This is a genomic window from Williamsia sp. z71, assembly GCF_059553375.1.
Genome location: NZ_JCANWX010000005.1, coordinates 167,289 through 192,128, shown reverse-complemented (window position 1 = coordinate 192,128; position 24,840 = coordinate 167,289). Strand labels below are relative to the sequence as shown.

The 24,840-nt window shown below is 65.7% G+C and carries 20 protein-coding genes; 8 read left to right on the top strand and 12 right to left on the bottom strand.

Features of this window, described 5'->3' with window-relative positions; translation table 11 throughout:
- Window positions 1-8 precede the first annotated feature (8 nt).
- Entirely contained in the window at window positions 9-3,893 is a 3,885-nt protein-coding gene (hrpA, locus tag AC51GR_RS13920; protein ID WP_496325228.1) for an ATP-dependent RNA helicase HrpA, read from the bottom strand.
- 68 nt (window positions 3,894-3,961) lie between these two features.
- Between hrpA and AC51GR_RS13915 the strand changes: the two genes are divergently transcribed.
- A complete protein-coding gene (locus AC51GR_RS13915) occupies window positions 3,962-5,200 on the top strand; it encodes an aminotransferase family protein (RefSeq protein ID WP_496325227.1) in 1,239 nt (412 codons plus the stop codon).
- An 87-nt stretch (window positions 5,201-5,287) separates the two neighbouring features.
- Here AC51GR_RS13915 and AC51GR_RS13910 read toward each other — a convergent pair whose 3' ends face one another.
- Both AC51GR_RS13910 and AC51GR_RS13905 read right to left on the bottom strand, forming a co-directional pair.
- Complete coding sequence (locus tag AC51GR_RS13910) at window positions 5,288-5,818, bottom strand: alkyl hydroperoxide reductase (RefSeq protein WP_496325226.1); 531 nt, start codon at window positions 5,816-5,818, stop codon at window positions 5,288-5,290.
- Window positions 5,819-5,875: 57 nt separating this feature from the next.
- Entirely contained in the window at window positions 5,876-6,463 is a 588-nt protein-coding gene (locus AC51GR_RS13905; RefSeq protein ID WP_496325225.1) for a peroxiredoxin, read from the bottom strand.
- A 96-nt stretch (window positions 6,464-6,559) separates the two neighbouring features.
- On the opposite strand from AC51GR_RS13905, the gene AC51GR_RS13900 reads away from it, so the two are divergent.
- Window positions 6,560-7,498, top strand: coding sequence for a hydrogen peroxide-inducible genes activator (locus AC51GR_RS13900; protein WP_496325224.1), 939 nt, complete (start codon window positions 6,560-6,562; stop codon window positions 7,496-7,498).
- 7 nt (window positions 7,499-7,505) lie between these two features.
- Here AC51GR_RS13900 and AC51GR_RS13895 read toward each other — a convergent pair whose 3' ends face one another.
- The 4 genes from AC51GR_RS13895 to AC51GR_RS13880 are packed head-to-tail and all read right to left on the bottom strand — an operon-like array spanning window position 7,506 to window position 11,912.
- Complete coding sequence (locus tag AC51GR_RS13895; protein WP_496325223.1) at window positions 7,506-7,955, bottom strand: MarR family winged helix-turn-helix transcriptional regulator; 450 nt, start codon at window positions 7,953-7,955, stop codon at window positions 7,506-7,508.
- The gene (locus AC51GR_RS13890; protein WP_496325461.1) at window positions 7,952-8,416 is read right to left on the bottom strand and encodes a DJ-1/PfpI family protein; all 465 of its coding nucleotides are present in this window, start codon (window positions 8,414-8,416) and stop codon (window positions 7,952-7,954) included. The genes AC51GR_RS13895 and AC51GR_RS13890 overlap by 4 nt, the downstream gene beginning before the upstream one ends.
- A 26-nt stretch (window positions 8,417-8,442) precedes the next feature.
- Entirely contained in the window at window positions 8,443-10,935 is a 2,493-nt protein-coding gene (locus AC51GR_RS13885) for a DEAD/DEAH box helicase (RefSeq protein ID WP_496325222.1), read from the bottom strand.
- Window positions 10,932-11,912, bottom strand: a complete 981-nt coding sequence (locus AC51GR_RS13880) for a proteasome assembly chaperone family protein (protein WP_496325221.1) — start codon at window positions 11,910-11,912, stop codon at window positions 10,932-10,934. Before AC51GR_RS13880 ends, AC51GR_RS13885 begins: the two co-directional genes overlap by 4 nt.
- A 358-nt stretch (window positions 11,913-12,270) precedes the next feature.
- Here AC51GR_RS13880 and AC51GR_RS13875 point away from each other — a divergent pair, with 358 nt between their 5' ends.
- Window positions 12,271-13,359 (top strand): S-(hydroxymethyl)mycothiol dehydrogenase, encoded by a 1,089-nt coding sequence (locus AC51GR_RS13875; protein WP_496325220.1) that lies wholly within the window; start codon window positions 12,271-12,273, stop codon window positions 13,357-13,359.
- Window positions 13,356-13,985 (top strand): MBL fold metallo-hydrolase, encoded by a 630-nt coding sequence (locus tag AC51GR_RS13870; protein WP_496325219.1) that lies wholly within the window; start codon window positions 13,356-13,358, stop codon window positions 13,983-13,985. Before AC51GR_RS13875 ends, AC51GR_RS13870 begins: the two co-directional genes overlap by 4 nt.
- An 8-nt stretch (window positions 13,986-13,993) precedes the next feature.
- Here AC51GR_RS13870 and AC51GR_RS13865 read toward each other — a convergent pair whose 3' ends face one another.
- Genes AC51GR_RS13865 through AC51GR_RS13855 form a run of 3 tightly spaced genes read right to left on the bottom strand, consistent with a single transcriptional unit; the run spans window position 13,994 to window position 16,843 of the window.
- On the bottom strand, window positions 13,994-14,470 hold the full coding sequence (locus AC51GR_RS13865; protein ID WP_496325218.1) for a hypothetical protein: 477 nt from the start codon (window positions 14,468-14,470) through the stop codon (window positions 13,994-13,996).
- On the bottom strand, window positions 14,467-15,696 hold the full coding sequence (locus AC51GR_RS13860) for a TFIIB-type zinc ribbon-containing protein (RefSeq protein ID WP_496325217.1): 1,230 nt from the start codon (window positions 15,694-15,696) through the stop codon (window positions 14,467-14,469). Before AC51GR_RS13860 ends, AC51GR_RS13865 begins: the two co-directional genes overlap by 4 nt.
- Window positions 15,697-15,700: 4 nt before the next feature.
- Complete coding sequence (locus AC51GR_RS13855) at window positions 15,701-16,843, bottom strand: SPFH domain-containing protein (protein WP_496325216.1); 1,143 nt, start codon at window positions 16,841-16,843, stop codon at window positions 15,701-15,703.
- 92 nt (window positions 16,844-16,935) lie between these two features.
- Between AC51GR_RS13855 and AC51GR_RS13850 the strand changes: the two genes are divergently transcribed.
- A complete protein-coding gene (locus AC51GR_RS13850) occupies window positions 16,936-17,664 on the top strand; it encodes a DUF5642 family protein (RefSeq protein ID WP_496325215.1) in 729 nt (242 codons plus the stop codon).
- 113 nt (window positions 17,665-17,777) lie between these two features.
- Window positions 17,778-19,034 (top strand): DUF4192 domain-containing protein, encoded by a 1,257-nt coding sequence (locus AC51GR_RS13845; protein ID WP_496325214.1) that lies wholly within the window; start codon window positions 17,778-17,780, stop codon window positions 19,032-19,034.
- On the opposite strand, the gene galE is transcribed toward AC51GR_RS13845, so the two are convergent.
- Complete coding sequence (gene galE, locus AC51GR_RS13840) at window positions 19,035-20,015, bottom strand: UDP-glucose 4-epimerase GalE (RefSeq protein WP_496325213.1); 981 nt, start codon at window positions 20,013-20,015, stop codon at window positions 19,035-19,037. It lies immediately after the preceding gene.
- A 12-nt stretch (window positions 20,016-20,027) separates the two neighbouring features.
- Complete coding sequence (locus AC51GR_RS13835) at window positions 20,028-20,711, bottom strand: iron-dependent transcriptional repressor DtxR (protein ID WP_496325212.1); 684 nt, start codon at window positions 20,709-20,711, stop codon at window positions 20,028-20,030.
- Between the two features lie 120 nt (window positions 20,712-20,831).
- Between AC51GR_RS13835 and AC51GR_RS13830 the strand changes: the two genes are divergently transcribed.
- A complete protein-coding gene (locus AC51GR_RS13830; protein ID WP_496325211.1) occupies window positions 20,832-22,112 on the top strand; it encodes an acetoin utilization protein AcuC in 1,281 nt (426 codons plus the stop codon).
- Complete coding sequence (locus AC51GR_RS13825) at window positions 22,105-24,813, top strand: bifunctional acetate--CoA ligase family protein/GNAT family N-acetyltransferase (RefSeq protein ID WP_496325210.1); 2,709 nt, start codon at window positions 22,105-22,107, stop codon at window positions 24,811-24,813. Before AC51GR_RS13830 ends, AC51GR_RS13825 begins: the two co-directional genes overlap by 8 nt.
- The last annotated feature ends 27 nt before the right edge of the window (window positions 24,814-24,840 follow it).

Sequence of the window (24,840 nt, the reverse complement as noted above, 5' to 3'; positions counted from 1 at the left end):
CCCGCGGCCTAACGCAGGTCGCGGATCGCCTTGATGGCACGCTTTTCTGAAATCGGGTATGCGGTTCGGAGCTGTTGAGCGAACAGTCCGACTCGTAATTCCTCCACTATCCAGCCCGCCGCCTCGCTGACCGCATCGCGACGTTCCGGTGGAATCGTCCGCAGGTGGTCGGTCCACGCGGCCACCACGCGGTCGATGGCTGCCATCGACGCGGAATCCCGTGCAGCCGAGGCGGGTAGCTGTTCCAGCCGGGCCAGCGCAGCATCGAGGTAGCGCGGGATCTCGGCGAGATGTTCGGCACCGGTGGCCGAGATGAACCCATCGAAAACAAGCTCCGCGAGTTGATCCCGCACGTCGTCGGCTGCGTCGGAGACCGTGGTGGCCGCGATGGCGGTGCGCAACGGGGCCACCCGGCTCAGGATAGCCGCGGCCTGACGCAGTTTGGTCGTGGCGCGGCTCGTGACCTGCCCCGTGACATGGCTTTTCAGTGCGGCGTAGTCGGCAGCGTTCCAGACCTGCGGCTGCGGGGGGACCAGGTCGATCACCGCAGCGCGCACGCAGTCGGCGAGCAGCGCCTCCCCGGTCGGGTACGGGCTCTGGCTCAGCGCCAACCGCTGCGCGGTGCCGAGCGCCGACGTCGCATTCGGGCGCAGCCCGGGCACATCATTGATCAGTAGCCCGATCAGGGCGTTGTACATCGCGCTGCGCTGCTCGGACTCGGTCGACATGGGTGCGACGGTGAAACCGCCTTTCCGTGGCACCAGTGCCGGATAACTCGTGATCTCCTGTCCGGCAACGGTATTGCGCACCGAACGAGGGATGGTCCCGAACGTCTTGTCGGTCCAGGTCGTTGCCACCGGCGCCGGCGCTGTCGCGGCCTCTTTCTCGAGTGCCGCGCGGGCCTTGCCGCCGAGGCGCTCCTGCAGTTCCGCCAGTGACTTGGAATGGCCGAGCTCCTGACCGTCGGGGCCGAGAGCCACGAAGGTCATCCGCAGGTGGTCGGGGAGTGCGGTCGGCCGCAGGTCGGCGGCTGCGATCTTCACCCCGGTGATCCGGGTGAGTTCGGCGGCGACACTGGAGGTCAGCGGTTTCGCACGTGGTGTCACCGCGTCGAGGATCTGCGAGGCCAGGTCCGGAGCCGGACCGATCTGACGCCGAAGGGTTTTCGGGAGCGTGCGGATCAGTTCGGTGACGAGTTCGGTGCGCATGCCGGGGACCAGCCAGTCGAAACCGGAAGGCCGGGCCCGCATCAGCAGGGGCAGCGGGATCAACACGCTGACGCCGTCGTCCGCGGTGCCGGGCTCGAAGCGATACCGGAGATCGTAGGTGGCATCGGCCTGCCGCCAGACGTCCGGGAAACCGGCCGGATCGCCGGCAACGACGTCGGCCGGATCGAGATCGAGGAGATTCGGGTTCTTCTTGCGCGCGGTCTTCCACCACGTGTCGAAGTGCCTGCCCGAGACCACCTCGTCGCCCACATGGCGGTCATAGTGGGCGAACAGCGTGTCGTCGTCGACCACCAGATCGGTGCGCCGGACCCGGTGCACCGACTCTTCGGCATCGTCGAGTAGCGCCCGGTTGCGGTGGAAGAACGGATGCTGTGTGCGCCAGTCACCTTCGACGAGGGCACTGCGGATGAACAACTCGCGGGCGGCCTCGGGATCGATGGATCCGAAGTTCACCCGGCGCCTGGTGACCAGGGGTACACCGTAGAGCGTGACCCTTTCATAGGCCATCGCCGCAGAGTGTTTACTCGACCAATGTGGTTCGCTGTACTGGCGTTTCACCAGATCCCCGGCCAGACGCTCCGCCCATTCGGGTTCGATGCGGGCGACGGTCCGGGCCCACAGCCGAGAGGTCTCCACGATCTCGGCTGCCATCACGAACCGGGGTGGCTTGTTCGACAGGTGTGAGCCGGGGAAGATCATGAACTTGGTGCCGCGCGCGCCGAGGAACTCCTTGGTTTCGCCCTCACGGACACCGATCTGACTGAGCAGCCCGGACAAGACCGACTGATGGACGGCCACTGCCGTGGCCGAATCGGGTTCGGGCGTCTCGAAGTCGCCGGGGACGGTCCAGCCCAGGTCGCGGGCGATCCGGACGAGCTGTGAATGCAGATCGCGCCACTCACGGATGCGCAGTGCGTGGAGGTATTCACGGCGCATACGTTTGCGGAACTGGCTCGATGACAGTTCTTTTCGGGTGTCCTCGAGATAGGTCCACAGGTTGAGCAGTGTGAGGAACTCGGATCCGTCAGCGGCGAATCTGCGGTGTGACTCGTCTGCGGCCTGCCGGTGTTCGGCGGGCCGTTCCCGGACATCGGGCAGCGACAGCGCTGCGGTCAGCACTAGCATCGGTCCGAGAACACCCTGTTTGTCGGCCTCGACCAGCATGCGGGCCAACCGTGGGTCCACCGGGATCCTCGCCAGTGACCGACCGATCGGGGTCAGTCGCCGTACCGGGTTGTCAGGTGTCGCCGGGAGGAGTGCACCGAGTTCGTCGAGGAGCTGTTGACCGTCGCGGATCGCCTTGGGGTCGGGCGGCTGGACAAACGGGAACTTGCCCACGTCGCCGAGACCGAGCGAGGTCATGTTCAGGATCACCGCGGCCAGGTTGGTGCGCAAGATCTCGGGCTCGGTGTATTCGGGTCTGCTGAGAAAGTCGTCTTCGCTGTACAGGCGAATGCAGACGCCCGCGGCCACACGACCACAACGTCCGGCGCGCTGGCGGGCACTGGCCTGCGAGATCGGCTCGATGGGCAGTCGCTGAACCTTGGTGCGGGTCGAATAGCGCGATATGCGAGCGGTCCCCGCATCGATCACATAGTGGATACCCGGCACGGTCAGCGATGTCTCGGCGACGTTGGTGGACAGCACGATTCGCCTGCCCTTGTGGGAGGCGAACACGCGGTGCTGATCGGCGGCGGACAGCCGCGCGAACAGCGGGATCACCTCGACGCCCCGCGCCTCGAGATGCTTGAGGGAGGCGGCGGTATCGGTGATCTCGCGTTCGGTCGGCAAGAACACGAGGATGTCGCCGGGGCCCTCGGCGAACAGTTCGTCCACCGCCGCGCCGATCGCCTGTAACTGGTCGAGGTCGGCCTCGTCCTCGTCCTCGACCACAAGTGGCCGGTACCGGATCTCCACGGGATAGGTGCGCCCTGAGACCTCGATGACCGGGACCGGGTGGTCCTCGGTGGCAAAGTGATCGGCGAAGCGACCGGGCTCGATGGTGGCCGAGGTGATGATCACCTTGAGGTCGGGCCGCCCGGGGAGCAGTTGCTTGAGGTATCCCAGGATGAAGTCGATGTTGAGGCTGCGTTCGTGGGCCTCGTCGATGATCAGTGTGTCGTAGTCGCGCAGCAGGCGATCCTGGGAGAGTTCCCGCAACAGGATGCCGTCGGTCATCACCTTCACCAGGGTGTCGCGGGACGCCTTGTCGGTGAAACGGACCGAGTAGCCGATCACTCCGCCGAGTTCGGTGCCGGTTTCCTCGGCGATACGTTCGGCGACCGAACGGGCCGCGAGCCGTCGTGGCTGGGTATGGCCGATCTTCCCGGCGATTCCGCGGCCGAGTTCCAGGCAGATCTTCGGCAGCTGGGTGGTCTTGCCCGAACCGGTCTCGCCGGCCACGACAACAACCTGATGTGCTTCGATCGCGGCGGCGATGTCCGCCCGGGCGGCCGACACGGGCAACTCCGGGGGGTAGTTCAGCTTGGGCACCAGCGCGCGACGGCGCTCCAGCTCTTCCGGACCGGGTCCGGCAGACGCGCGGGGTCCGCTTCTGGCGGCAGATGTGCCCGCCGATGGGCGTTTGCGGCGTCGGCGCTGCCCGGGGGTGGTGGGCTGCCCGGACGCGGCGGGACTGCTGGGCTGTTCGGGCGCGGTCGACATATCGCCTCAATGGTAGTCGCCGGAGTCGCCTGCATCCTCTCGCCACCTGGGCAGGCATGATGTAGGCCATGACTGCTTCTTCTTCTGCCGGTCTCTGGCACGGATTCGCCGACATGGGCGCGGTGAGCGCCTCGGGACCGTTTGTTGTTGCCAAGGGCGAGGGCGCCTATATCTGGGACGCCGCCGGAAACAAATACATCGATTCCACGGCCGGCCTGTGGTTCACCAACGTCGGACACGGGCGGACTGCGATCGCGGACGCCGTTGCCCGTCAGCTCGGCACGTTGGCCCACTACTCCGGCTTCGGCGACATCACCTCCGATGTGACCGCTGCACTGGCCGATCGTCTTTCGGCGCTCGCCCCGATCCCGGGCAGCAAGGTGTTCTTCACATCAGGTGGTAGCGACTCGGTCGATTCGGCGGTCAAACTCGCGCGACGGTACTGGCACGAGATGGGTCGGCCGGAGAAGAAGATCGTCGTCGGCCGGACGAAGGCCTATCACGGCATGCACGTCGCAGGCACCGCGCTGTCGGGTCTGCCGCTCAACCGCGAGAACTACGGCGAGCTCATGCCCGACGCGGCAACCGTCGAATGGGACGATGCCAAGAGCCTGCTCGGCCTGATCGAGCGGATCGGCGCCGACAACATCGCCGCCTTTTTCGTCGAGCCGATCATCGGTGCCGGTGGCATCTATCTGCCGCCCGACGGCTACCTGGCAGAGGTTCGGCAGATCTGCCGCGACCACGACGTCCTGTTCGTCGTGGATGAGGTCGTCACCGGGTTCGGCCGGATCGGCGGATCGTGGTTCGCCTCGAGCCGGTTCGGTCTCGAGCCCGACATGATCACCACCGCAAAGGGTTTGACGTCGGGTTATGTTCCGATGGGGGCGTTGTTCGTCGCCCCGAAGATCGCTGAGCCGTTCTATTCCGGTGGTGTGTGGTGGCGCCACGGATACACCTACGGTGGGCACGCGGGCGCCGCGGCGGCAGCGATGGCCAACCTCGACATCATCGAATCCGAGGGACTGATCGAAGAGGCTGCACGGCTCGAATCAGACCTTGACGTCCTGCTGGCACCGTTGGCGGATCTGCCCGCGGTCAGCGAGGTCCGCAGTGGACTCGGCGCGGTTGCCGCTGTGCAACTGGCCGATCCGTCGACCGCCCCGGCGGTCATCGGCGCGCTGCGCAGGCACGGCGTGAGCGGACGGGCGGCCGGGCAAGGCGCCCTGCAGATCTCGCCGGCGTTTGTGATGACCAGTGCCCAGGTCGGTGAGATGGCGCAGCGGATCGCCGACGCGCTGAGGTGATTCCATAGAACAAAAAGGAGCAGGGACCCGGTCGCCGGGTCCCTGCTCCTTTTTTGTACTCCAGTGCCTGCGGCAGCGAGGTTTTCGCTATCCGACAAGTACCTCGGCAGTACTGAGTGCTGCAGCAACGCCTGCGATGATCGACGCGACCTTCAGCGATTCGAGAATCGCCTCCCGCTCGATGCCGTCTTCGCGCAAGGTGTTCTCGTGGGCGGCGACGCAGTGGCCGCAACCGTTCATCGACGAGACGGCAAACGACCACAACTCGAAGTTGGCCTTCTCGACCCCGGGATTGCCGATGATGTTCATCCGCAGTCCGGGACGTAGGTCGTCGTACTTGCCGTCCAGGAATCCGCGGCCACGGTAGAACACATTGTTCATGCCCATGATCGATGCGGCACCGAGGGCAGCGTTGTACGCCTCTGCCGACAGGTTGTCGGCAGCTTCGTCAGCGATCTCCTTGAGGACGGTCGCGTTCTTGCTCGCTGCCGCGGTGGACAGCAAAGTGCCCCACAGCTGCTCGTCCTTGAGGACGGTGGTGCGTGCGATGGAACCCAGGTTGAGCTTGAGGTCCTTCGCGTACTCCGGCAGTGATTCTTTGAGATTGTCGATGCTCATCTGTCTATTTCCTTCTACGAGCAGGCGATCGGTTCGATTACTTCGTCGCGCAAGCGATCAGACGCTGGCGGTCAGCAGTTCGCCGGCGTCGATGGTGGGATCGCCCTTCTTCCAGTTGCATGCGCACAGCTCGTCGGACTGCAGTGCGTCCAGCACGCGCAGGACCTCGTCGACATTGCGGCCGACCGAACCCGCGGTGACCGAGACGAACTGGATCTCGTTGTTCGGGTCGATGATGAACGTTGCGCGGTCGGCAACACCGTCGGCGTTGAGAACGCCGGTGGCCTGGGCGAGTTCACGCTTGAGGTCCGAAAGCATCGGGAACGGAAGGGTCTTGAGGTCTTCGTGCTGTGCGCGCCACTGGAAGTGCACGAACTCGTTGTCGACGGAGGCACCCAGAACCTGGGCGTCGCGGTCAGCGAACTCGTCGTTCAGCTTGCCGAAGGCGGCAATCTCGGTGGGGCACACGAACGTGAAGTCCTTGGGCCAGAAGAAGACAATCCGCCACTTGCCTGCGTAGTCGTCGCTGGTGACGGTGGTGAAGTAGTCGTCGGGCTGCTTGGCGTCGACCTTCGAGAGGTCACCGCCGATGACGGCCGTCAGGTTGTAAGCGGGGAATTGATCACCAATTGTCAGCAATGGCATGAATGCTCTCCTTAGGGGTCTGTTAAAGCAGCGTGACTAATACTGCCCTGAATCCACTGAGAATGATACGTGATGAGTAGCACTATAGTGATAGGCATGACCGATCAAACTTATCAGCCGACGATCGCCGGACTGAAGGCCTTTGCAGCTATCGCTGATAAACGTCACTTTGGTTCTGCCGCAGAGAGTTTAGGAGTGAGTCAACCTTCACTCTCGCAGGCCCTGGCGGCACTGGAATCGGGCTTGGGATTGAGGTTGGTCGAACGCTCTACCCGGCGTGTCTTCTTGACTAGTGAAGGCGACGCATTACTGGCCCGGGCCGCGGCCGCAATCGAAGCGGTGGATATGTTCACCGCCGCCGCCGGGGGTGTCGCACGACCGTTGTCAGGTACGTTGCGGCTCGGCCTGATTCCGACGGTGGCACCGTATGTGTTGCCGGGCATCCTGCGCAATCTGGCCAGTGAGCTCCCGGAACTGGCTTTGCGGGTGGTTGAGGATCAGACGAGCCGGCTTCTGGATGCTTTGCGCCGCAATTCGATCGACGCCGCGATCCTGGCGCTGCCCGCCGACGCCGGTGGCATGATCGAGGTACCGATGTACGACGAGGACTTCGTTCTGGCGCTGCCTCCCGGTCATCCGCTGGCCGGACGCAGTCGGGTGGATCCGGCCGCCCTGGCCGACCTGCCGTTGCTATTGCTCGACGAAGGTCACTGTTTGCGCGATCAGGCGTTGGAGGTGTGCCGGCTCGCGGGTGTCCGTCCCGACGTCGGACCCACGCGCGCGGCGTCTTTGGCCACCGCGGTGCAATGCGTCGAGGGCGGTCTGGGCGTGACACTCATCCCGCAGACCGCGGTTCAGACCGAAACTGCGCGTGGGGCTCTGGCCATCGCCAGCTTCACCCGGCCGCGACCCGGGCGGCGGATAGGTCTGGTCATGCGGGCCACCAGTGGACGTGAGGTCGAGTATCGCCAACTGGCGCAAGTCATCACAGCTGCCATCGTCGGATCGGGCACAGGCGCCGCTCGGCCGGTCTGAGTCCTCGTCAATCCGGCTGGGTATCCAGGGATTCGAGGGCGGCCGACAATTCGTGGAGTCCGGCCACGATCTCGGTCCAGCGCGTGGTGCCCAGGATTTCTGTGAGACGCCCGGCCAATTCGGCGTGCTGCGGGTCGATACCGCGCACGGCCTCGCGGCCTTCCGGCGTCACCTCGACGAGCTTGGCTCTGCGGTGTGCCGGATTGTTGCGATAGGCCACCAGGCCGGCCTCGGCGAGTAGATCGGCGGTCCGCTGGACGCTTTGCCGGGTGATGCCCATGACGCGGGCGATGTCGGAGACCGACAGCGGTTCGGGGAGAACGGCTCCCAGCACCTGCCATCGGGTGGCCGTGAGTCCGACCGGCGCGGCGAGGGCTTCGGCAACCGCCAGGAACTGACCGTTGAGCCGGAATGCGGTGAGGGCGGAGTCGCTGAGCAGTGACTGCGGGTCGCTCACGCGGTTGCGGCCATCAGGTCGTGGTAGCCGGCCGGGTCGCCGCTGAACAACTTGACCCACGCCGCAAGGGTCTGGGGGGTGTAGAGGTCGAGTTCGGCGAAGATCTCCCGGGCGAAGGGCACCGGATGCATTGCGGCAGCGGTGATCAGATGTCCGGGGCCACTGCGGTCGGTCACCGCCGGTGCGTCGACGTAATGATCGGCGCCGGCATATCCGGTGGGGGCCAGTGCTTCGGCGGCGTTGCTGGTGTGTTGCCGGTCGTCGAGAAGGCCGGCCTGTGCCATTGCCACCGTCGCTCCGCAGATGCCGGCGACGGGCACGCCCGCGTCGAGGAATCGTCGGGCGGTCTCGATGAACTCGGTCAATCCGCCGTCGAGGTACGCCGAGGCGCCGGGCAGGATCAGCATCGCACTGTCGGCCGGGTCGAGATCGGCGAGCGAGAGGTCGGGAACGATACGTATTCCGCCGGCGGGCAGGACCGTGTTCGTCAGCCGGGGATGATCTCCAGGTCCAGGAGTTCGGGTTCGTCCTCTGCGGTGTCGGGCATCGAGAACCGGGCCAGCAGTGACCAGCCGTGGTCGCCATCCGGGTCGTCGAGGACCTGTCGGGCGAGCCACTCGCCGTTGTCCTCGGTCAGGCTGAACAGAGCCGGTCCGCGGGCTTCCGGCCCGGCCTGCACCGGTCCGTATTCGTCGACGAAGTCGGCCATCTCATCGGCCCAGTCGAGATCGGGGTAACTCGTCTGCAGCCCCGACCAGTCGCGGCGTGACAACAGATTCACAAAGCGGAACATGGTGTTGCGCAGATGCACCCGGGTGGCACGAAGGTTGACCGGCCGGCCGGCCGACGGTGGTGCCAGATCGGCGGGTCCGGTGCTGTCGGCGTCGGGGTGCGTGAGCTGTTCCCACTCGTCGAGCAGGCTCGAGTCGACTCGGCGGACCAAGTCGCCGATCCACTCGACCACGTCGTCGATCTCGTCCGTGCGCGCGGCGTTCGGAATGCTCTGCCGCAGTGTCCGATAGCAGTCGGTGAGATACCGCAGGACCACACCTTCGCTGCGGGCCAGTGAGTACCGGGAGATCAGATCGCCCCAGTCCATCCCCTCTTCGATCATCTGGCGCAGTACCGATTTGGGGCGTGGCGGGGTGTCGATGACCCAGGGGTGCCCGCGACGGTACATGTCGAAGGCCTCGAAGATGAACTCGCGCATCGGACGTGGCCAGGTCACCTCGGAGAGCAACTCCATGCGCTCCTCGTACTCGATGCCATCTGCCTTCATCTGTGCGATGGCCGTGTCGCGGGCGGCCTTCTGCTGGCCCATGAGCACCGGGCGCGGATCGTCGAGGGTCGATTCGACGATCGAGATCAGGTCCAGCGCGTAGGTCGGCGAATCGGGATCGAGCAATTCGAAGGCGGCAAGGGCAAAGGGGGACAGCGGGTTGTTGAGCGCGAAGTTGTTCGGCAGGTCGACGGCCAGAACCGCCATGCGGCCGTACGCGTCGGGCTCTTCGAGTCGCTGCACCACACCGCTGTTGACCAGCGACCGGTAGAGCTTGAGCGCGCGCAGGATGTGGCCGCGCTGCCGGGCCCTGGTCTCATGGTTGTCTTCGAGGAGGTGGCGCATCGAGGTGAAGCAATTACCCGGCCGGGCAATGACTTCCAGCAGCATCGACGTGGTGACATGGAACCGTGACCGCAACGGCTCCGGCGGCGCAACGATCAGCTTCTCGAAAGTCGCCTCACCCCATGAGACAAAGCCTTCCGGGGCCTTCTTGCGCTGGATCTTCTTGAGCTTCTTCGGATCGTCACCGGCCTTGGCCACCAACCGGGCGTTCTCGACGTCGTGGTCCGGCGCCTGCGCCACCACGAATCCGCGGGTGTCGAAGCCGGCCCGACCGGCGCGGCCGGCGATCTGATGGAACTCGCGGGCCCGCAGGTGTCGTTGCCGGATGCCGTCGAACTTGGTCAGGCCGGTGAACAGCACCGTCCTGATGGGGACGTTGATCCCGACCCCGAGGGTGTCGGTTCCACACACGACGCGCAACAGTCCTTGTTGGGCAAGACGTTCGACGAGACGTCGGTAGCGCGGCAACATGCCGGCATGGTGGATGCCGATGCCGGCCCGAACGGTCTTCGACAATGTCTTGCCGAAGCCGGTGCTGAACCGGAAATCACCGATCTCCTCGGCAATCGCGTCACGTTCGGCGCGGCTGCAGATGTTGGCACTGAGCAATGCCTGGGCGCGTTCCATCGCCGAGAGCTGGGTGAAGTGGACGACGTACACCGGCGCCCGGTCCTTGGCGATCAGATGCTCGATCGTCTCGTGTACCGGTCGCGTCGAATACGAGTACTCCAGGGGGACCGGGCGAGTGGTGCCCGTGATCGCGGCGGTCTCCCGGCCGGTACGACGGGTCAGGTCGTCGACGAAAAAGCTGACGTCGCCCAGGGTGGCCGACATCAGCACGAACTGGCTGCCGGTCAACTCGATCAGCGGTACCTGCCAGGCCCATCCGCGATCGGGCTCTGCGTAGTAATGGAACTCGTCCATGACCACGACGCCGATCGGGGAGTCCGGACCTTCACGCAGCGCGATGTTCGCGACCACTTCGGCGGTGGCACAGATGATCGGCGCGGTCGGGTTGACCGAGGCATCCCCGGTGAGCATGCCGACGTTCTCGGCGCCGAACTGGGCACACAGGTCGAAGAACTTCTCGCTGACCAAGGCCTTGATCGGGGCGGTGTAGAAGGCCCGTTTGCCCTGCGCGGCAGCAAAATACAACGCGCCACTGGCGACGAGGGACTTGCCGGAGCCGGTGGGCGTCGACAGGATGACGTTCGACCCACCGGCGAGTTCGATCAGTGCTTCGTCTTGGTGTGGGTACAGCTCGATGCCCCGCGCGGACCACCACGCGGTGAAGTCGGCATACAGCTCGTCGAGGTCGGGTTCTTTGTGGTCCGGAAAGGCAAGTGGGGTGGTCACTGACCGGCGTCGTCCCCGGGCTTATCGCCATCGGTCTCGGCGCCGGCATCGGTCCCGTTGCCGCCGCTGAGGTGATCGGCCAGGAAGCGTTCGAGTTCGGCACCGAGTTCGTCACCGGTGGGCAGATCGCCTTCGGCCGCGAGCAGTGAGGCCTTCTCCTGCTGGGCCTGGGTGAAGGTGTCGTACTGGGTTTCCAGTGCCGTCACCACCGACTCGACCTCGTGGTTGCCCGAGATCTCCTTGTCGACCTGCCGGCGGACCTTGTCTGCGGCGTTGGCCAGGGCCGCCATCGGCAGATCGAGTCCGGTGACCTCACCGAGGCTTTCGATCAGCTTGTGTGAGGCGGCCGGGTATTCGGCCTGTGCCAGGTAGTGCGGCACGTGGACCGACAATCCGGCGGTCGACAATCCGTGCTCACCGAGTCGGAGTTCGAGCAGCATCGATGCACTGGCCGGGATCTTGAGCTCCGAACCCCACTGGGGCAGCGAGTCGATCAGATCCTTGTTGTTGCCGTGCGCGGTGATCGTCGAGGGGCGGGTGTGCGGGATGCCCATCGGGATCGCGTTGAGCCCGATCACCGTCGACACACCGAACTGATCGGCCAAACCGGTCACCGCCGCGACAAAACGCTCCCAGCGCATGTCGGGTTCGGAGCCGGCCAGTAGCAGGAACGGCTTGCCCCCGTTGTCGCGGATGGCATGCAGGGTCAGCTCATGCATCGCCACGGACGTGAACTGCTCACCGGAGAACGTCATCATCGGCCGCCGCGAGCGGTAGTCGATCAGCTCGTCGGTCGAAAACGTGGCCACCAGTTCTGAATCAAGACTCTGGCGCAGGTGATCGGCGGCCAATTTGATGGCGTGACCGGCGTCGGCGAAGCCTTCGAGTGCGTGGATCAGTACCGGACCCTCGCCCTCGTCACCAGCCAGCTGTGGTGCCGGGAACTCGAGTTCATAGAGCGTGGACTTGTCGTCCATGGCGAACCTCCTTGCTGCCTGGTCGTGCTGTTGTATTCAACTATTGTCCCTCATCTTTACCTTTGGTCCCAATCCCTGTGCCGGGCAGGCCGTCGGTTCGCGCTGTGTAGACAGTTCAATTGGGACAACAGAACCACGCGTGTCGCGATTCCCGGCAACCGTTCACCGTCGGCGAACGGTTGCGACTGATGCATACATGTCGATCTGGGCATCGAATAAGGTGATAACCGATCGGGACCGGAGAAACGGTGCGGGCACAGACTCGAGGCGCACGACAGGCGAGGGACCGTGGTCCCAAACCGAAAGTGACGTGGGGGCAAACCCGGACCGACAAATACAAGCGCGGCGAAAGGTTGTCATGGCAGAGCAGGTACGCGGTGTGGTGTCGGCGGGCAAGGGCGCCCCGACCACGATCGAGACCATCACCATCCCCGATCCGGGGCCACGCGATGTGGTGGTGCGGATTCTGGCGTGCGGTGTGTGCCATACCGATTTGGCGTACCGCGAGGGTGGGATCAACGACGAGTACCCCTTCCTGCTCGGCCACGAGGCCTCCGGCATCGTCGAGACCGCCGGTGATGAGGTCACCCTGGTGGCGCCCGGCGATTTTGTGGTCCTGAACTGGCGTGCGGTCTGCGGCGAATGCCGGGCCTGCAAGCGTGGCCGACCGCAGTACTGCTTCAACACGCACAACGCGAGCAAGCCGATGACGCTGGCCGACGGCACCGCACTGACCCCGGCGCTGGGTATCGGCGCGTTCGCCGACAAGACGCTGGTTCACGAGGGCCAGTGCACCAAGGTTTCGGCCGATGCGGACCCCGCTGTCGTCGGACTGCTCGGCTGCGGAGTGATGGCCGGTATCGGCGCGGCCATCAACACCGGCAATGTCGGACGCGGTGACAGCGTCGCGGTCATCGGCTGCGGTGGTGTCGGTGATGCCGCGATCGCCGGTTCCCGTCTGGCCGGGGCGACCAAGATCATCGCGGTCGATCGTGATGCCCGAAAACTGGAATGGGCCAAGGATCTCGGTGCCACCCACACGATCGACGGTTCGCAGGTCGAGGACGTGGTCGCGGCGATCCAGGAGTTGACCGACGGCAATGGCGCCGATGTGGTGATCGACGCCGTCGGTCGTCCGGAGACGTACAAGACCGCGTTCTATGCCCGCGATCTGGCCGGTGTGGTGGTCCTGGTCGGTGTGCCGACGCCGGAGATGACCCTGGAACTCCCATTGGTCGACTTCTTCTCCCGTGGTGGCGCGTTGAAGTCGTCCTGGTACGGCGATTGCCTGCCCGAACGTGACTTCCCGATGCTGGTGGATCTGTACCAGCAGGGTCGGTTGCCGTTGGAGAAGTTCGTGTCCGAGCGGATCGGCCTCACGGACATCGAATCGGCCTTCCACAAGATGGAGGCCGGCGAGGTGCTGCGTTCGGTGGTGGTCCTGTGAGCATCGATGTCGAGCACGTCGTCACCTCGGGGCAGTTCAGCCTCGACGGCGGAACCTGGGATGTCGACAACAACATCTGGATCATCGGCGACGAGTCCGAGGTGGTGATCATCGATGCCGCGCACACCGCGGCACCGATCATCGACGCGGTCGGCGGCCGGAAGGTCAAAGCGATCGTGCTGACCCACGGCCACAACGACCACATCACCGCCGCGCCGGAATTGTCCAAGGCCACCGACGCGCCGATGCTGCTGCACCCCGGCGACACCATGCTCTGGGATCAGACATACCCCGACGTCAGGCCCGATGGTGATCTGTCCGACGGGCAGAAGATCAGCGTGGCCGGAACCGATCTGGTGGTCCTCAACACCCCCGGCCATTCGCCGGGCTCGTGTGCGATCTATGTGCCCGAACTCGATGTCCTGTTCTCCGGGGACACCCTGTTCTCGGGTGGGCCCGGCGCGACCGGTCGTTCGTTCTCGGACTTCGGCACAATCATCGAATCCATCAGGACGAAGATCCTCACGCTGCCCGCGCAGACCAAAGTCCATACCGGACACGGTGATTCCACCGCGGTCGGGGAAGAGGCCCCACACCTGGAGGAATGGATCAAGCGCGGCAGCTAGTGCCGCCGCTAGCTCTCGATCGCCGGCGGCGAGCTCATCCGGGTCACCAGGGTCTGCACCTGTTCGAGGTTGATCTCGCCGCCGGCAGACAGTGCCGCCGCCACGTTCTCCAGTTCGGTCACGGCTGAATCCGATTGCGCGACGATGGATTCGCGAATCCTGCTCGGCGACGCGGCGGCGGCGATCAGGCGATTGTCGAGCTCCGTTGCGGCGAGCTCGATTCGGACCCGGGCGTCGATTCGGGCGCCGTCGTACTCCAGTTTCGGATCGGACCGCAACAGCGCCAGCGCATCTCGGATCCGTCGGTGCAGCCGAGCCTCAGGATCGTGTGAACCCGCCCAGGACGACGGGGCATTGGTCGGCTGTCCGGGAATGATCTCGTTGGCCGCCAGGGCGCCGGCCCGGATCCGTCGGGTCATCACGAAGACCCCGGCCGCCGCGGCCACGCAGGCGGCCAGGACCACGAGCACGATCATCGTGGTCATTTGAGCGCCTGCCAGGCCACGACGACGCCGACGATGAGGATGAGCGCCGCCAGTACGGCGAAGGCGATCTTGACCGTGCTCCACGGTCGCTGACCCTGGACCTCACCGGTGACACCGTTGATGAAAACCTGAAAAGGGTTGCCGGCATAGACAACCGTGAGCAGCCAGATCGGCAGCAGCACATGCTTGAACGTCAGCGCGTTGTACCTGGTGTCCTTGTTGTTGATGCGCTGATGGTCGCCGCCGATGTCGCGCCGGATCGCGGTGTCGATACCGGCGTTGATCCGTGACTGTGCGACCGGGAAACACTGGTCGGCATCGAGGTCGTAGGTACGGCAGAGATGTCCGGCAACGAACTCCGGACTGTACGGGGTGGCCTGTCCGGTCGGCCAGGGCTCGAGTTCGTGAACCCGGTCGGTGTCGAAACCGGTGTTCGCCAGCACCGCGATGTCATCGAAGTTGTTGCGCAGCACACCCGATCGGTGGCTCCATCGCGTCCTGGTCTCGGTGCGCCGGTTCTCGCCGCTGCCGGTGGTGACGGTGTAGGTGTCACCGCGCATGCCGGTATAGGACGTGGTCGTATCGGCGTCATAGGTGAAATATGCGGCGTAGATGCTGGTGAACGAACCGACTTCCCGGTACTTCTTGAACTCCGACGGCGCGAACCAACGACTGTTGATCCACTTCTCGATGACCTCACGGCCCTGTTTGTCGTCGACCTGGAACGGCAGGATCCCGTCGACCGGTAACCGGAGTGGGGCGTCGTGGATGTCGTCGCGCTGGATCGGGGTGGCGCAGTACGGGCAGCGCGTGGCGGTGAGGGTACCGCTGAATGTGGTTCTGCCGCCGCAGCTCTGGCAGATGATCTCCCGTTCGCTCACCGCCGCCGACGACGCCGGCTGCTCGGCAACCAGGCTGCGCAACGCGGTCATCGTGGACTGCAGATCGTGTTCGACGACACGGCGCCGGGGGTCGAGCACAATCGCATGCGAGCGACCGCAACTGCGGCACAGCAGGGCGCCGGTGGCCGGATCGAAAACCAGTGCCGCACCGCAACTGTCGCAGGGATACGTGCGGGTCTGTTCGGTGACCTGGAATATCGCGCGCTGCGGATCGGACGGCCCCGACTCGGGCGGCGGCGGCGGCATCGGGGGCAACGGCGGGGGCGCCGTATCCGCGCCGTAGTTGTTGTCGGGCAGGGGTGGTGGGAGATGTGGGTCGGCCATGTTCCTACGCCGTGGGATTGGTCGGGAGCGGGGGAGGGGTGGTGAAGAGGCCGGACAGTGCGGGCACGGTTGCGGCCGGCGCCCAGCCCGGCATGCCCTGATTCCAGACCAGCGTCGACGCGGTGAATTGCCCGGAGGCGACTGCGGCCCGGAGTTGGGCGATGGTGAACGGGCCGGCCGGTTGACCGCCGTTGTCGATGTGGAATGTCGCAGCCCCCGGTAACGGCGGTGGTACCGGTGCCGCCTGCGCCGGCGGTGCGCCCTGGTTACCGAACTGGCCGGCCATCTGGCTGCCCAGGGCCACGCCCATGCCGGCTGACATCATGTCGCCCATCGTTCCGCCGCCCGGGTTCTGGGCCGCAGCGACCATCGCGTCGGCGGCCTTGCCCTGCTGATACCGGCCGAGATCGCCGACGTTGTTGAGGAAACCGCTCTCCTCCACACCCCGGGCCACCCCGCGTGTCATGGCGGTGGTGATCTCGTCGGGCAGTGAGATGTTCATGGTGATCGCGTCGATCGACAAGCCGAACTCGTCGTCGACCCGTTCATTGACGAAGGCCTGGAGCTTCTGCGACAACTCGACCTGACGGCCCTGGAGGTCGATGACCCCGAGCCTGGTCTCCATGATCATGTCCGAGAACGCCAGGGTGATGACCCGGCGGATCAACTCGGTGATCTCGTCGACACCCACGGAACTGTCGGTGCCGATGACCTCGCGCAGGAAGATCTCGGGTTCGGCCACCCGAACGACACACAAACCGTTGGCACGGACCTGGACCATCGTGAAATCGGGGTCGCGGACCGTGACCGGGTTGGGGGTGCCCCACCGCAGATCGGTGACCGGGCGGGTGTTGATGAAGTACACCTCGGACCGGAACGGGCTGTTGAATCCGTGCTTCCAGCCCTGCAACGTGCTCAGCAGCGGCAGGTTCTCGGACGTCAATGTGTAGTGACCCGGCCCGAATCGGTCGGCGAGCTTGCCTCGGTAGACGAAAACCGCCTGCTGACCTTCCCGAACGATGAGTTCGGCCCCGTTTTTGATCTCGTTGTTGTAGCGGGGAAAGCGCCACGCCAACGTGGAGCGTGAATCGTCGATCCATTCGATGATGTCGACGAGCTCACCTTTGATCTTGCCGATGATCCCCATATGCGGTGTTCTCCCTAGCGATTCGGTTGCTCCCGGCGAGTCTAGTCGTGTCGCGCACGCCAATGGCGTGGTCGTGATGGCACAGTGGGCGGGTGAGTCGGGTGTCTTCGAAGTGGATCAAGCCGCGCTGGGTAGTGCTGATGGCGATGGCGGCTGCCCTGTCCCTGGGTGCCTGCACAAGTGCAGTGGACGGTGATCCGATCGCTGCTCCGAAGACCGCGACGCCGTCGTCCGCGTCCGGCCCGGGCGCCTTCCCGTCGGAGGAGATCGACGTGCGGGACCGATCGGTGAGCGCGGCGGACTTCCCACCCGGATACAACGCGACCGAGGTGTCGGGCGACAAATTGGCTGCGGTGCTGGCGGATACCGCCGGGTTCCCGGTCGGCGGTCTGGTCACGCCCGCCAGTTGTGCTCCCACCCCGCTCCCGGCGTCGTCCGATGAGGCGGTGGCACTGGTCGCCACCGGCGCGGCCGCCAATGCCGGCATCCTCAGCGCCATCACGGTGCTCACGGATTCTCCGTTGTCCGAGCTGGAGGCCCGGCTGGAGGCCTGCCCGACGTACACCACCACCAATCAGGGTGTGACCGCCACGGTGACCACCACAGTGTTGCCGCCGTCGCCGGCCGACTCGCAGGAGTCGCTGGCCTTCCGGCGGGTCACGGTGTCGGGGCAGATGACCCAGACGATGACCGCACTGGTCGCGCAGAACGACGGTGTCCGGGTCTACGTCACCGTCATGGCGCCGGGTTCCGGACCGGTACCGAACGGTGTCGCGCTGGACGAGCTGTACACCACCGCGGTGGACCGCTCACGCGGCTGACCCACGCCTGTGGATGATCCCGGCCTGTGGATGGTCCTCGACAAGGTGGACAACCCGGCTGAAGTCCCGGGCGGTCCCGATGTCCGGTCGGCGGCGGGTCCGACCATCACCACATGACATCTGATGAATACACAACTTCGGTCTCCGGTCCGGGCGCATTGATCACAGCGGTTCCGGCTCTACTCGGCTTCATCCCACAGCGGTCACTGATCCTGATCACCTTCGACGGTGACGGAACCGAGATCGGCACCACGATGCGCCACGATCTGGCGTTCGACGATGCCGGACTACCCACCCCCGCGATGCTCGGCGTGATCGAACACCTGGCCGCGGTCTGCGAGTCGTACGAGGTGGTCCGAGTGGTGGCGGTCATCGTCGACGACACCTATCCGGCCGACTCCGACGAGTACCGGCGGCTGGCCGCGGTCATCCACCGTCACCTGTCGGCCACCGGCGGGCTGAACGGAGCCTTCGCCACAGCCGCGATCGCTGTCGGCCTGGAATGGCACACCGTGTGGGACAACCGGTCGCACGGCGAATGGCCTGGGATGCAGGTGTATTCGGGACCGGAGTCGGGCCTGTTGGGAGACCCGCTGATCAGTCCCGTTGCCGTGGCACGTGCGGTCAGCAAGGGTCGGCGGGTGTTGAAGACCCGCAGTGAGATGGTCGAACATCTGGCCCCGCTACCGCACTGCGGCGATGACGCCTGTGATGCTCACATGGTGTCGGCGGCAGACGACCTCGCCTACCGCGACCTCGCGGCCGACCGGGTCGGACGGAGAGGGATGACGATCGCCGGCGAGACGGGGTCGGTGGACCAGAGCTTCATCGACCAGTGGGTACTGGAGGAATGCGTCGAGGCTTTCGGCGAGCACCGAACCCCGCTGGATGTGGTGATCGATCACATGCGTCGCCTGCAGGAACGACGAGATCTCGAGTTCGCACTGTCACTGATCCGCCGCGGTGACACCGGTGCTCTGAGCTGTGACGAATTGAAGATCCTCGACAAGGCGCTACGTGAACTCTGTGTCCGCGACGCGCTGATGGCCCTGGCGGTCACCGATAAGTGGATCGAAGCCGAGCAGATGTGGGCCACACTCTGCCGCCGGCTGCGCGGCCGCGGGCAGGCGGCCGCGGCGACCCTCCTCGGATTCGTGCATTACGTGCACGGCAACGGCGCTATGGCAGGGGTCGCGTTCGACCATGCGCTCGAGGCGAGTCCGGGGTATTCGATGGCGTCGTTGTACAGCGACGCGCTGAATCAGGGAATACCGCCGCATGTGATCGGTGACTGTGCCCAGACGGGTTATCTTGTTGCCCGGTCGCTGGGTGTGGAGCTGCCCGGACCGGTGATGCGCCCGGCGGCCTGATCAGACCGTCGAGTGGGCGCGCGCGCCGAGCGATCGGGTGTAGTCCCAGGCGTCGGCCACGATCACCGAGAGATCGGTTTTCTCCGGGTACCAGCCGAGTTCGGCGATGGCCTTGTCGCTCGAGGCGATCAGCACCGCCGGATCTCCGGCCCGCCGCGGCGCATCCACCACATCGATCTTTCGGCCGGTGACCTCTTCGACCGCCGAGATGACCTGTCGCACAGAGAAACCCGTGCCGCTGCCGAGGTTGAAGATCTCGTGGCGGCCGGCGACAGCCGATTCGAGGGCCAGCACGTGGGCAGCTGCGAGGTCTTGGACGTGGATGTAGTCGCGGACGGCTGTGCCGTCGTCGGTCGGGTAATCGGTGCCGAACATCTTGATGTGCTCACGGTGACCGAGCGCCACCTGCAGGATCAGCGGGATCAGATGCGTTTCGATGACCCGGTTCTCGCCGGCGCCACCGTAGGCTCCGGCGACGTTGAAGTACCGCAGACTCGTCGCGGCGAGGCCGTGGGCGTGCGCGTAGGACGTGATCGCATGGTCGATGGCCAACTTGGTGGCACCGTAGGGATTGGTGGGACGGGTCGGCGCCGATTCCAGGATCGGGACCGACTCCGGCTCGCCGTACGTGGCGGCGGTGGAGGAGAAGACCAGCCGCGGTGTACCCGATATCCGGATCGCCTCGAGCAGCGCGAGCGACTCGACAACGTTGCCGTACCAGTACTTCTCGGGCTGTTCGACGGATTCGCCGACCAGTGACTGGGCGGCGAAATGCAGGACACCGTCGAAGGACTGTCCGGTCAGGACGCCGGCGGCGACATCGCGGACGTTGCCCTCGACGAAGGCGGCGTCCGCGGGGAGGGCATCGGCATTGCCGGTGGACAGATTGTCGATGATGGTCACGTCGTGACCGTGCTCGATCAGGACACGCGCGCAGACGCTACCCACATACCCGGCTCCGCCGGTGACAAGGAGTTTCATTGAGGTCTGGTATCAGACTTTCTCGACCTGGACGGAATGTGCCATCTCTTCGGAGAGTTCGAGCCCGGAATGACCCGGGGTGCTCACCACGATGGAGTCCGGCAGCACCGTGACGTTGACGCGAGCGCTCGGAACGACGCCCGCTTCCTGGAGGGCACTGATCAATTCGGGGTCGGCCTGGGCGTGCTCGGACAGCCTGCGCACGATCACCGCAACCGGTTCGCCCTGCGGCAATTCGGAGATCCGGGTCATCGCGGTAGGTGCGTTGTTGGGGGAGTAACCCAGCAATTCCAGCCCCGGAATCGGGTTTCCGTACGGTGAGGTGGTCGGGTGGTCGAGGACCTCGAGCAGCCTGCGCTCGACGTTCTCGCTCATCACGTGCTCCCAGCGGCAGGCCTCGGCATGCACGTCTTCCCATGGCATCCCGATGACATCGACCAGGAGCCGTTCGGCCAGGCGGTGTTTGCGCATCACGGACGTGGCCAGGTTGCGGCCCTTGTCGGTGAGCTCGAGGTGTCGGTCGCCGGCCACGAGTACCAGGCCGTCGCGCTCCATCCGCGCTACGGTTTGTGACACGGTCGGTCCGCTCTGCTCTAGCCGTTCGGCGATCCGCGCCCGAAGGGGAACAATGCCTTCTTCTTCGAGGTCGTAGATCGTCCGGAGATACATCTCAGTCGTATCGATCAGTTCGTTCACGATCTCCATCCCTTTCGTCTTGACCCAGGTTACCCGCCCGGAAGGGTCAAGTCCGTACTCCTGCGGGGGGTCGTGGGTCACATACGCATGCGGTGTCGACCAGGACACTAGGCTCAATCCATGAGCACTCGGTCACATACGTCGAATCCCGGGTCTGCGGCAGTGATCTGGAGCGACGATTTCCTGCGCTACCGGTGGACCCCCGCGCACCCGATGAACCCGGTCCGGCTGGCGCTGACCATGTCACTGTCGCGGTCACTGGGGGTGCTCGACGGTGTCGAGACCAGTGCGCCGATGCCGGTCGACGACCGGCTGCTGCAGACCGTCCACACCTCGTCCTACCTCGATGCGGTCCGGGCCGCATCGAACATCGATGACCACACCAAGGGCGCCGCGCACCTGCTGGAACGGTTGTTCGGCCTCGGCAGTGCCGACAACCCGGCCTTCGAGGGGATGCATGAGGCCGCCGGAGTGCTGGTCGGCGGAACGATGGCGGCCGCGGCGGCGATCGCGTCCGGCTCGGTCACGCGCGCGGTCAACATCGGCGGTGGCATGCATCATGCGATGCCCGGACACGCGGCAGGCTTCTGCATCTACAACGACTGTGCGGTCGCGATCCGCTGGCTCCTGGACCAGGGCTACGACCGGATCGCCTACATCGACATCGACGCCCACCACGGTGACGGGGTGCAGAAGGTGTTCGCCGCCGATCCGCGGGTCCTGACCGTGTCGCTGCACCAGCACCCGGCCACCCTCTGGCCCGCCACCGGATGGCCCGAAGAGGTGGGTGAGAAGGACGCGCGGGGGACCGCGGTGAACATCGCCCTGATGCCGGAAACCAACGACAAACTCTGGCTGCGGTCCTTCAATGCGATCGTGCCGGCCATGATCGACCAGTTCCGTCCACAGATCATCGTCAGTCAGTGTGGCGCCGACAGCCACGTGCGCGACCCGCTGACGGACCTCTCGCTCACGGTCGACGGCCAGCGCGCTGCGATCCTGGCGATGCGTGATCTTGCCGACAAATACTGTGAGGGCCGCTGGCTCGCGGTCGGTGGTGGCGGTTACGGCATCGTCGATGTGGTGCCGCGCAGCTGGACCCATCTGATCGCGGCGGTCACCGGCAACGACATCGCACCCGATACGATCATCGATGAAAGTTGGCGCGAGGCAGCCAAAGTCGAATCGCAGTTGCTCGACGAGTCACTCCGCGGTGATCCGGCACCCACCATGACCGACGGTGGCGACCTGGACTACCTACCCTGGAACGGTGACGGCGGCGGCCCCTTGATGGAGGGCGTCACCGAGGCGGCGCAGACCCGCCTCGACGCCACCATCATGGCAACGCGTCGAGCTGTGTACCCGATGTGCGGTCTCGACCCGGAGGATCCCCGTGACTGACAATTTGCAGATCAGCGAACCGGCGACCGAGAACATCCGGCCGGATCAGCGTGGGCCCCACGACTTCCCCCGCCACTGGATCGCTGATGTCCTGGCCAGCGACGGCGGGGTGGTCCATCTGCGGCCGATCGTCCCGGAGGACGCGGACGCCCTGGTCCGGTTCCATTCGGGGTTGTCCGAGCGGACCCGCTACCTACGGTATTTCGGCCCTTTTCCGCACATCCCGGCCCGTGAACTCGCCCGGATGACCACCGTGGACCACTACTCACGGGTGGCGTTCGTCGGTGTCCTCGGCGGCGAGATCATCGCCATCGGGATCTATGAAGGTCTGGCGGCGAGCGGCAAGCCCACCACGGCCGAGGTCGCGTTCGTCGTCGCCGACGAGCATCAGGGCCGTGGCCTCGGTCCGGTGCTGCTCGAACATCTCGCGGGTGCGGCCGCCGAATGCGGATTCGAGAAGTTCGAGGCGGAGGTCCTCGCGGAGAACCCGAACATGGTCGCGGTGTTCCGCGACGCCGGATATCAGCTGCGCCGCAGCTTCGACGGCAGCACCATCCACGTCGAGTTCACCATCGACCCCACCGAAGCGCTGTTGTCGGTGCGCAACGCCCGGGAACGGGCGTCCGAGGCACGCAGTGTCGCCAATCTGCTGCGTCCGGGATCGGTCGCGGTGATCGGTGCCTCGGTGGACCGGCTCAAGGTGGGAAATGCGGTGCTGGCCAATGTGATCGCCGGGGGATTCACCGGTCCGGTATTCCCGGTCAACTCCGAACACCGTGCGGTCCGCGGCATCCGGGCCTACTCCACGGTGCGGGACATCCCCGACCCGGTGGATCTGGCGATCGTGGCGGTCCCGGCCGACGCCGTCGAAGAGGTGCTCGACGATTGTCTGCACAAGGGCGTCAAGACGATGCTGGTGCTCTCCGCCGGGTTCGGTGACACCAGCGATTCCGGGCTCGCCTCGGAACGTCGGCTGGTCGAATCGGTCCGGGAACACGGGATGCGACTGGTCGGCCCCAACGCGCTGGGCGTGGTCAACACCGATCCGGCCATCTCCCTCAACGCCACGCTCGCCCCCCACGTGCCCGGTCGCGGTGCGGTCGGATTCTTCTGTCAGTCAGGCGCTCTGGGCATCGCGATCCTCGACACCGCGGCCCGCCGGCAGCTGGGCCTGTCGACGTTCGTCTCGGCCGGCAACCGCGCCGACGTGTCGGGTAACGACCTGCTGCAGTACTGGGACACCGATCCCGAGACCGAGGTGGTGCTGCTGTACCTCGAGAGTTTCGGTAACCCGCGCAAGTTCACCAGACTCGCGCGCCGGGTCGCCAGCGGCAAGCCGGTGGTGGCGGTGAAGTCCGGCCGCGGGGCGGTGCCGCCGGCGATGGCGGCCGCCGATCATTCGCTCGACGACGCCAGTACCCGGGCCCTGCTGGCCCAGGCCGGTGTCATCCAGGTCAGCACCATCGGTCAACTCTTCGACTGCGCAACGGTCTTCGCCTATCAGCCGCTGCCGCGGGGGCCGCGGGTGAGCATCGTCGGCAACTCGACGGCCCTCGGTGTGCTGGCGCAGGAGGCGGGTAGTCACTTCGGGCTGCAGGTCGTGCAGCGCGTCGATCTCGGGCCGGGAGCCTCTCCGGAGACCTTCGAGGAAGCGGTCCGCACCGCGGCCGCCGACGAGGATGTCGATGCACTCATCGCGGTGTTCGTGCCGCCGGTCGCGATCAGCGTCGACCGGTACGCGCAAGCACTGATGACCGGGATGTCCGGTTCCGACAAACCGGTGGTCACCACATTCCTTGCGGTGGAAGGCATTCCGCAGCATCTGACGGTCCTGGGGCCGTACGGCACCCCGGCGCGTGGCTCGATCCCGTCCTACCCGAGTCCGGAGCGGGCCGCCGAAGCGCTGGGTCACGCCTGGCGGTACGCGCAGTGGCGTTCGCGGCCGGCATCACAGGTCCGGCGCCCGGTTGACGTCGATCCCGACCTGGCCCGGCGACTGGTTCGCGAAGCGGTGGAGAGGGCCGGCGGCGCGGTCATCGATCTCGACGATCAGCTGACCGCGGAGGTGTTGCGCTGCTACGGAATCGAGATCGTGCCGTTCCGGGAAGTCAGTACGGTCGACGAAGGTGTCGCGGCGGCAAATGAGCTCGGCTATCCGGTGGCGGTCAAGGCGTTCTCCTCGGTGTGGCGGGGGCGAGCCGACCGCGAGGGTGCCCGGCTGGACCTGCCGGATCAACATGCCGTCGAACTCGCGATGGTCGAACTGCGGGAGGTCACCGGGGAGTCCCGGCTGCACGTGCAGAAGATGGCGCCCAAGGGCATCAGCACCGTCATCCGGGTCCGCGACGATCCATCCTTCGGTTCACTGATGTCGTTCGGACTCGCGGGCGTGACCAGTGATCTGCTGGGGGACCGGGCCTACCGGGCGCTGCCGTTGACCGAAGCCGACGCCGCCGATCTCATCGAGGCGCCGCGGTCGGCGCCGCTGTTGTCGGGGTACGGCGGATCCGAACCGGTCGACAAGGAGGCCCTGATCGATCTGGTGACCAGGATCTCGGCGCTGGTCGACGACATACCCGAAACGCGTGAAGTGGTGTGCGATCCGATCCACGCCACCCCCGGCGGCGTTGCCGTGCTGTCCGCCCGGATGACCGTCGGGCCGGTACCGGCCAAACACGATTCCGGACCGCGCCGGCTCTGACGGGACGGGACTGGTCTCGGTTCCGGT

What these genes read in the sequence shown, in the direction of transcription:
- AC51GR_RS13880 (WP_496325221.1), bottom strand. Translation starts at nt 11,912, where the DNA reads ATGGACGACAAGTCCACGCTCTATGAACTCGAGTTCCCGGCACCACAG.
- AC51GR_RS13865 (WP_496325218.1), bottom strand. Translation starts at nt 14,470, where the DNA reads ATGACCACGATGATCGTGCTCGTGGTCCTGGCCGCCTGCGTGGCCGCG.
- AC51GR_RS13915 (WP_496325227.1), top strand. Translation starts at nt 3,962, where the DNA reads ATGACTGCTTCTTCTTCTGCCGGTCTCTGGCACGGATTCGCCGACATG.
- AC51GR_RS13845 (WP_496325214.1), top strand. Translation starts at nt 17,778, where the DNA reads ATGACATCTGATGAATACACAACTTCGGTCTCCGGTCCGGGCGCATTG.
- AC51GR_RS13855 (WP_496325216.1), bottom strand. Translation starts at nt 16,843, where the DNA reads ATGGGGATCATCGGCAAGATCAAAGGTGAGCTCGTCGACATCATCGAA.
- AC51GR_RS13875 (WP_496325220.1), top strand. Translation starts at nt 12,271, where the DNA reads ATGGCAGAGCAGGTACGCGGTGTGGTGTCGGCGGGCAAGGGCGCCCCG.
- AC51GR_RS13860 (WP_496325217.1), bottom strand. Translation starts at nt 15,696, where the DNA reads ATGGCCGACCCACATCTCCCACCACCCCTGCCCGACAACAACTACGGC.
- AC51GR_RS13900 (WP_496325224.1), top strand. Translation starts at nt 6,560, where the DNA reads ATGACCGATCAAACTTATCAGCCGACGATCGCCGGACTGAAGGCCTTT.
- galE (WP_496325213.1), bottom strand. Translation starts at nt 20,015, where the DNA reads ATGAAACTCCTTGTCACCGGCGGAGCCGGGTATGTGGGTAGCGTCTGC.
- AC51GR_RS13905 (WP_496325225.1), bottom strand. Translation starts at nt 6,463, where the DNA reads ATGCCATTGCTGACAATTGGTGATCAATTCCCCGCTTACAACCTGACG.
- hrpA (WP_496325228.1), bottom strand. Translation starts at nt 3,893, where the DNA reads ATGTCGACCGCGCCCGAACAGCCCAGCAGTCCCGCCGCGTCCGGGCAG.
- AC51GR_RS13910 (WP_496325226.1), bottom strand. Translation starts at nt 5,818, where the DNA reads ATGAGCATCGACAATCTCAAAGAATCACTGCCGGAGTACGCGAAGGAC.
- AC51GR_RS13830 (WP_496325211.1), top strand. Translation starts at nt 20,832, where the DNA reads ATGAGCACTCGGTCACATACGTCGAATCCCGGGTCTGCGGCAGTGATC.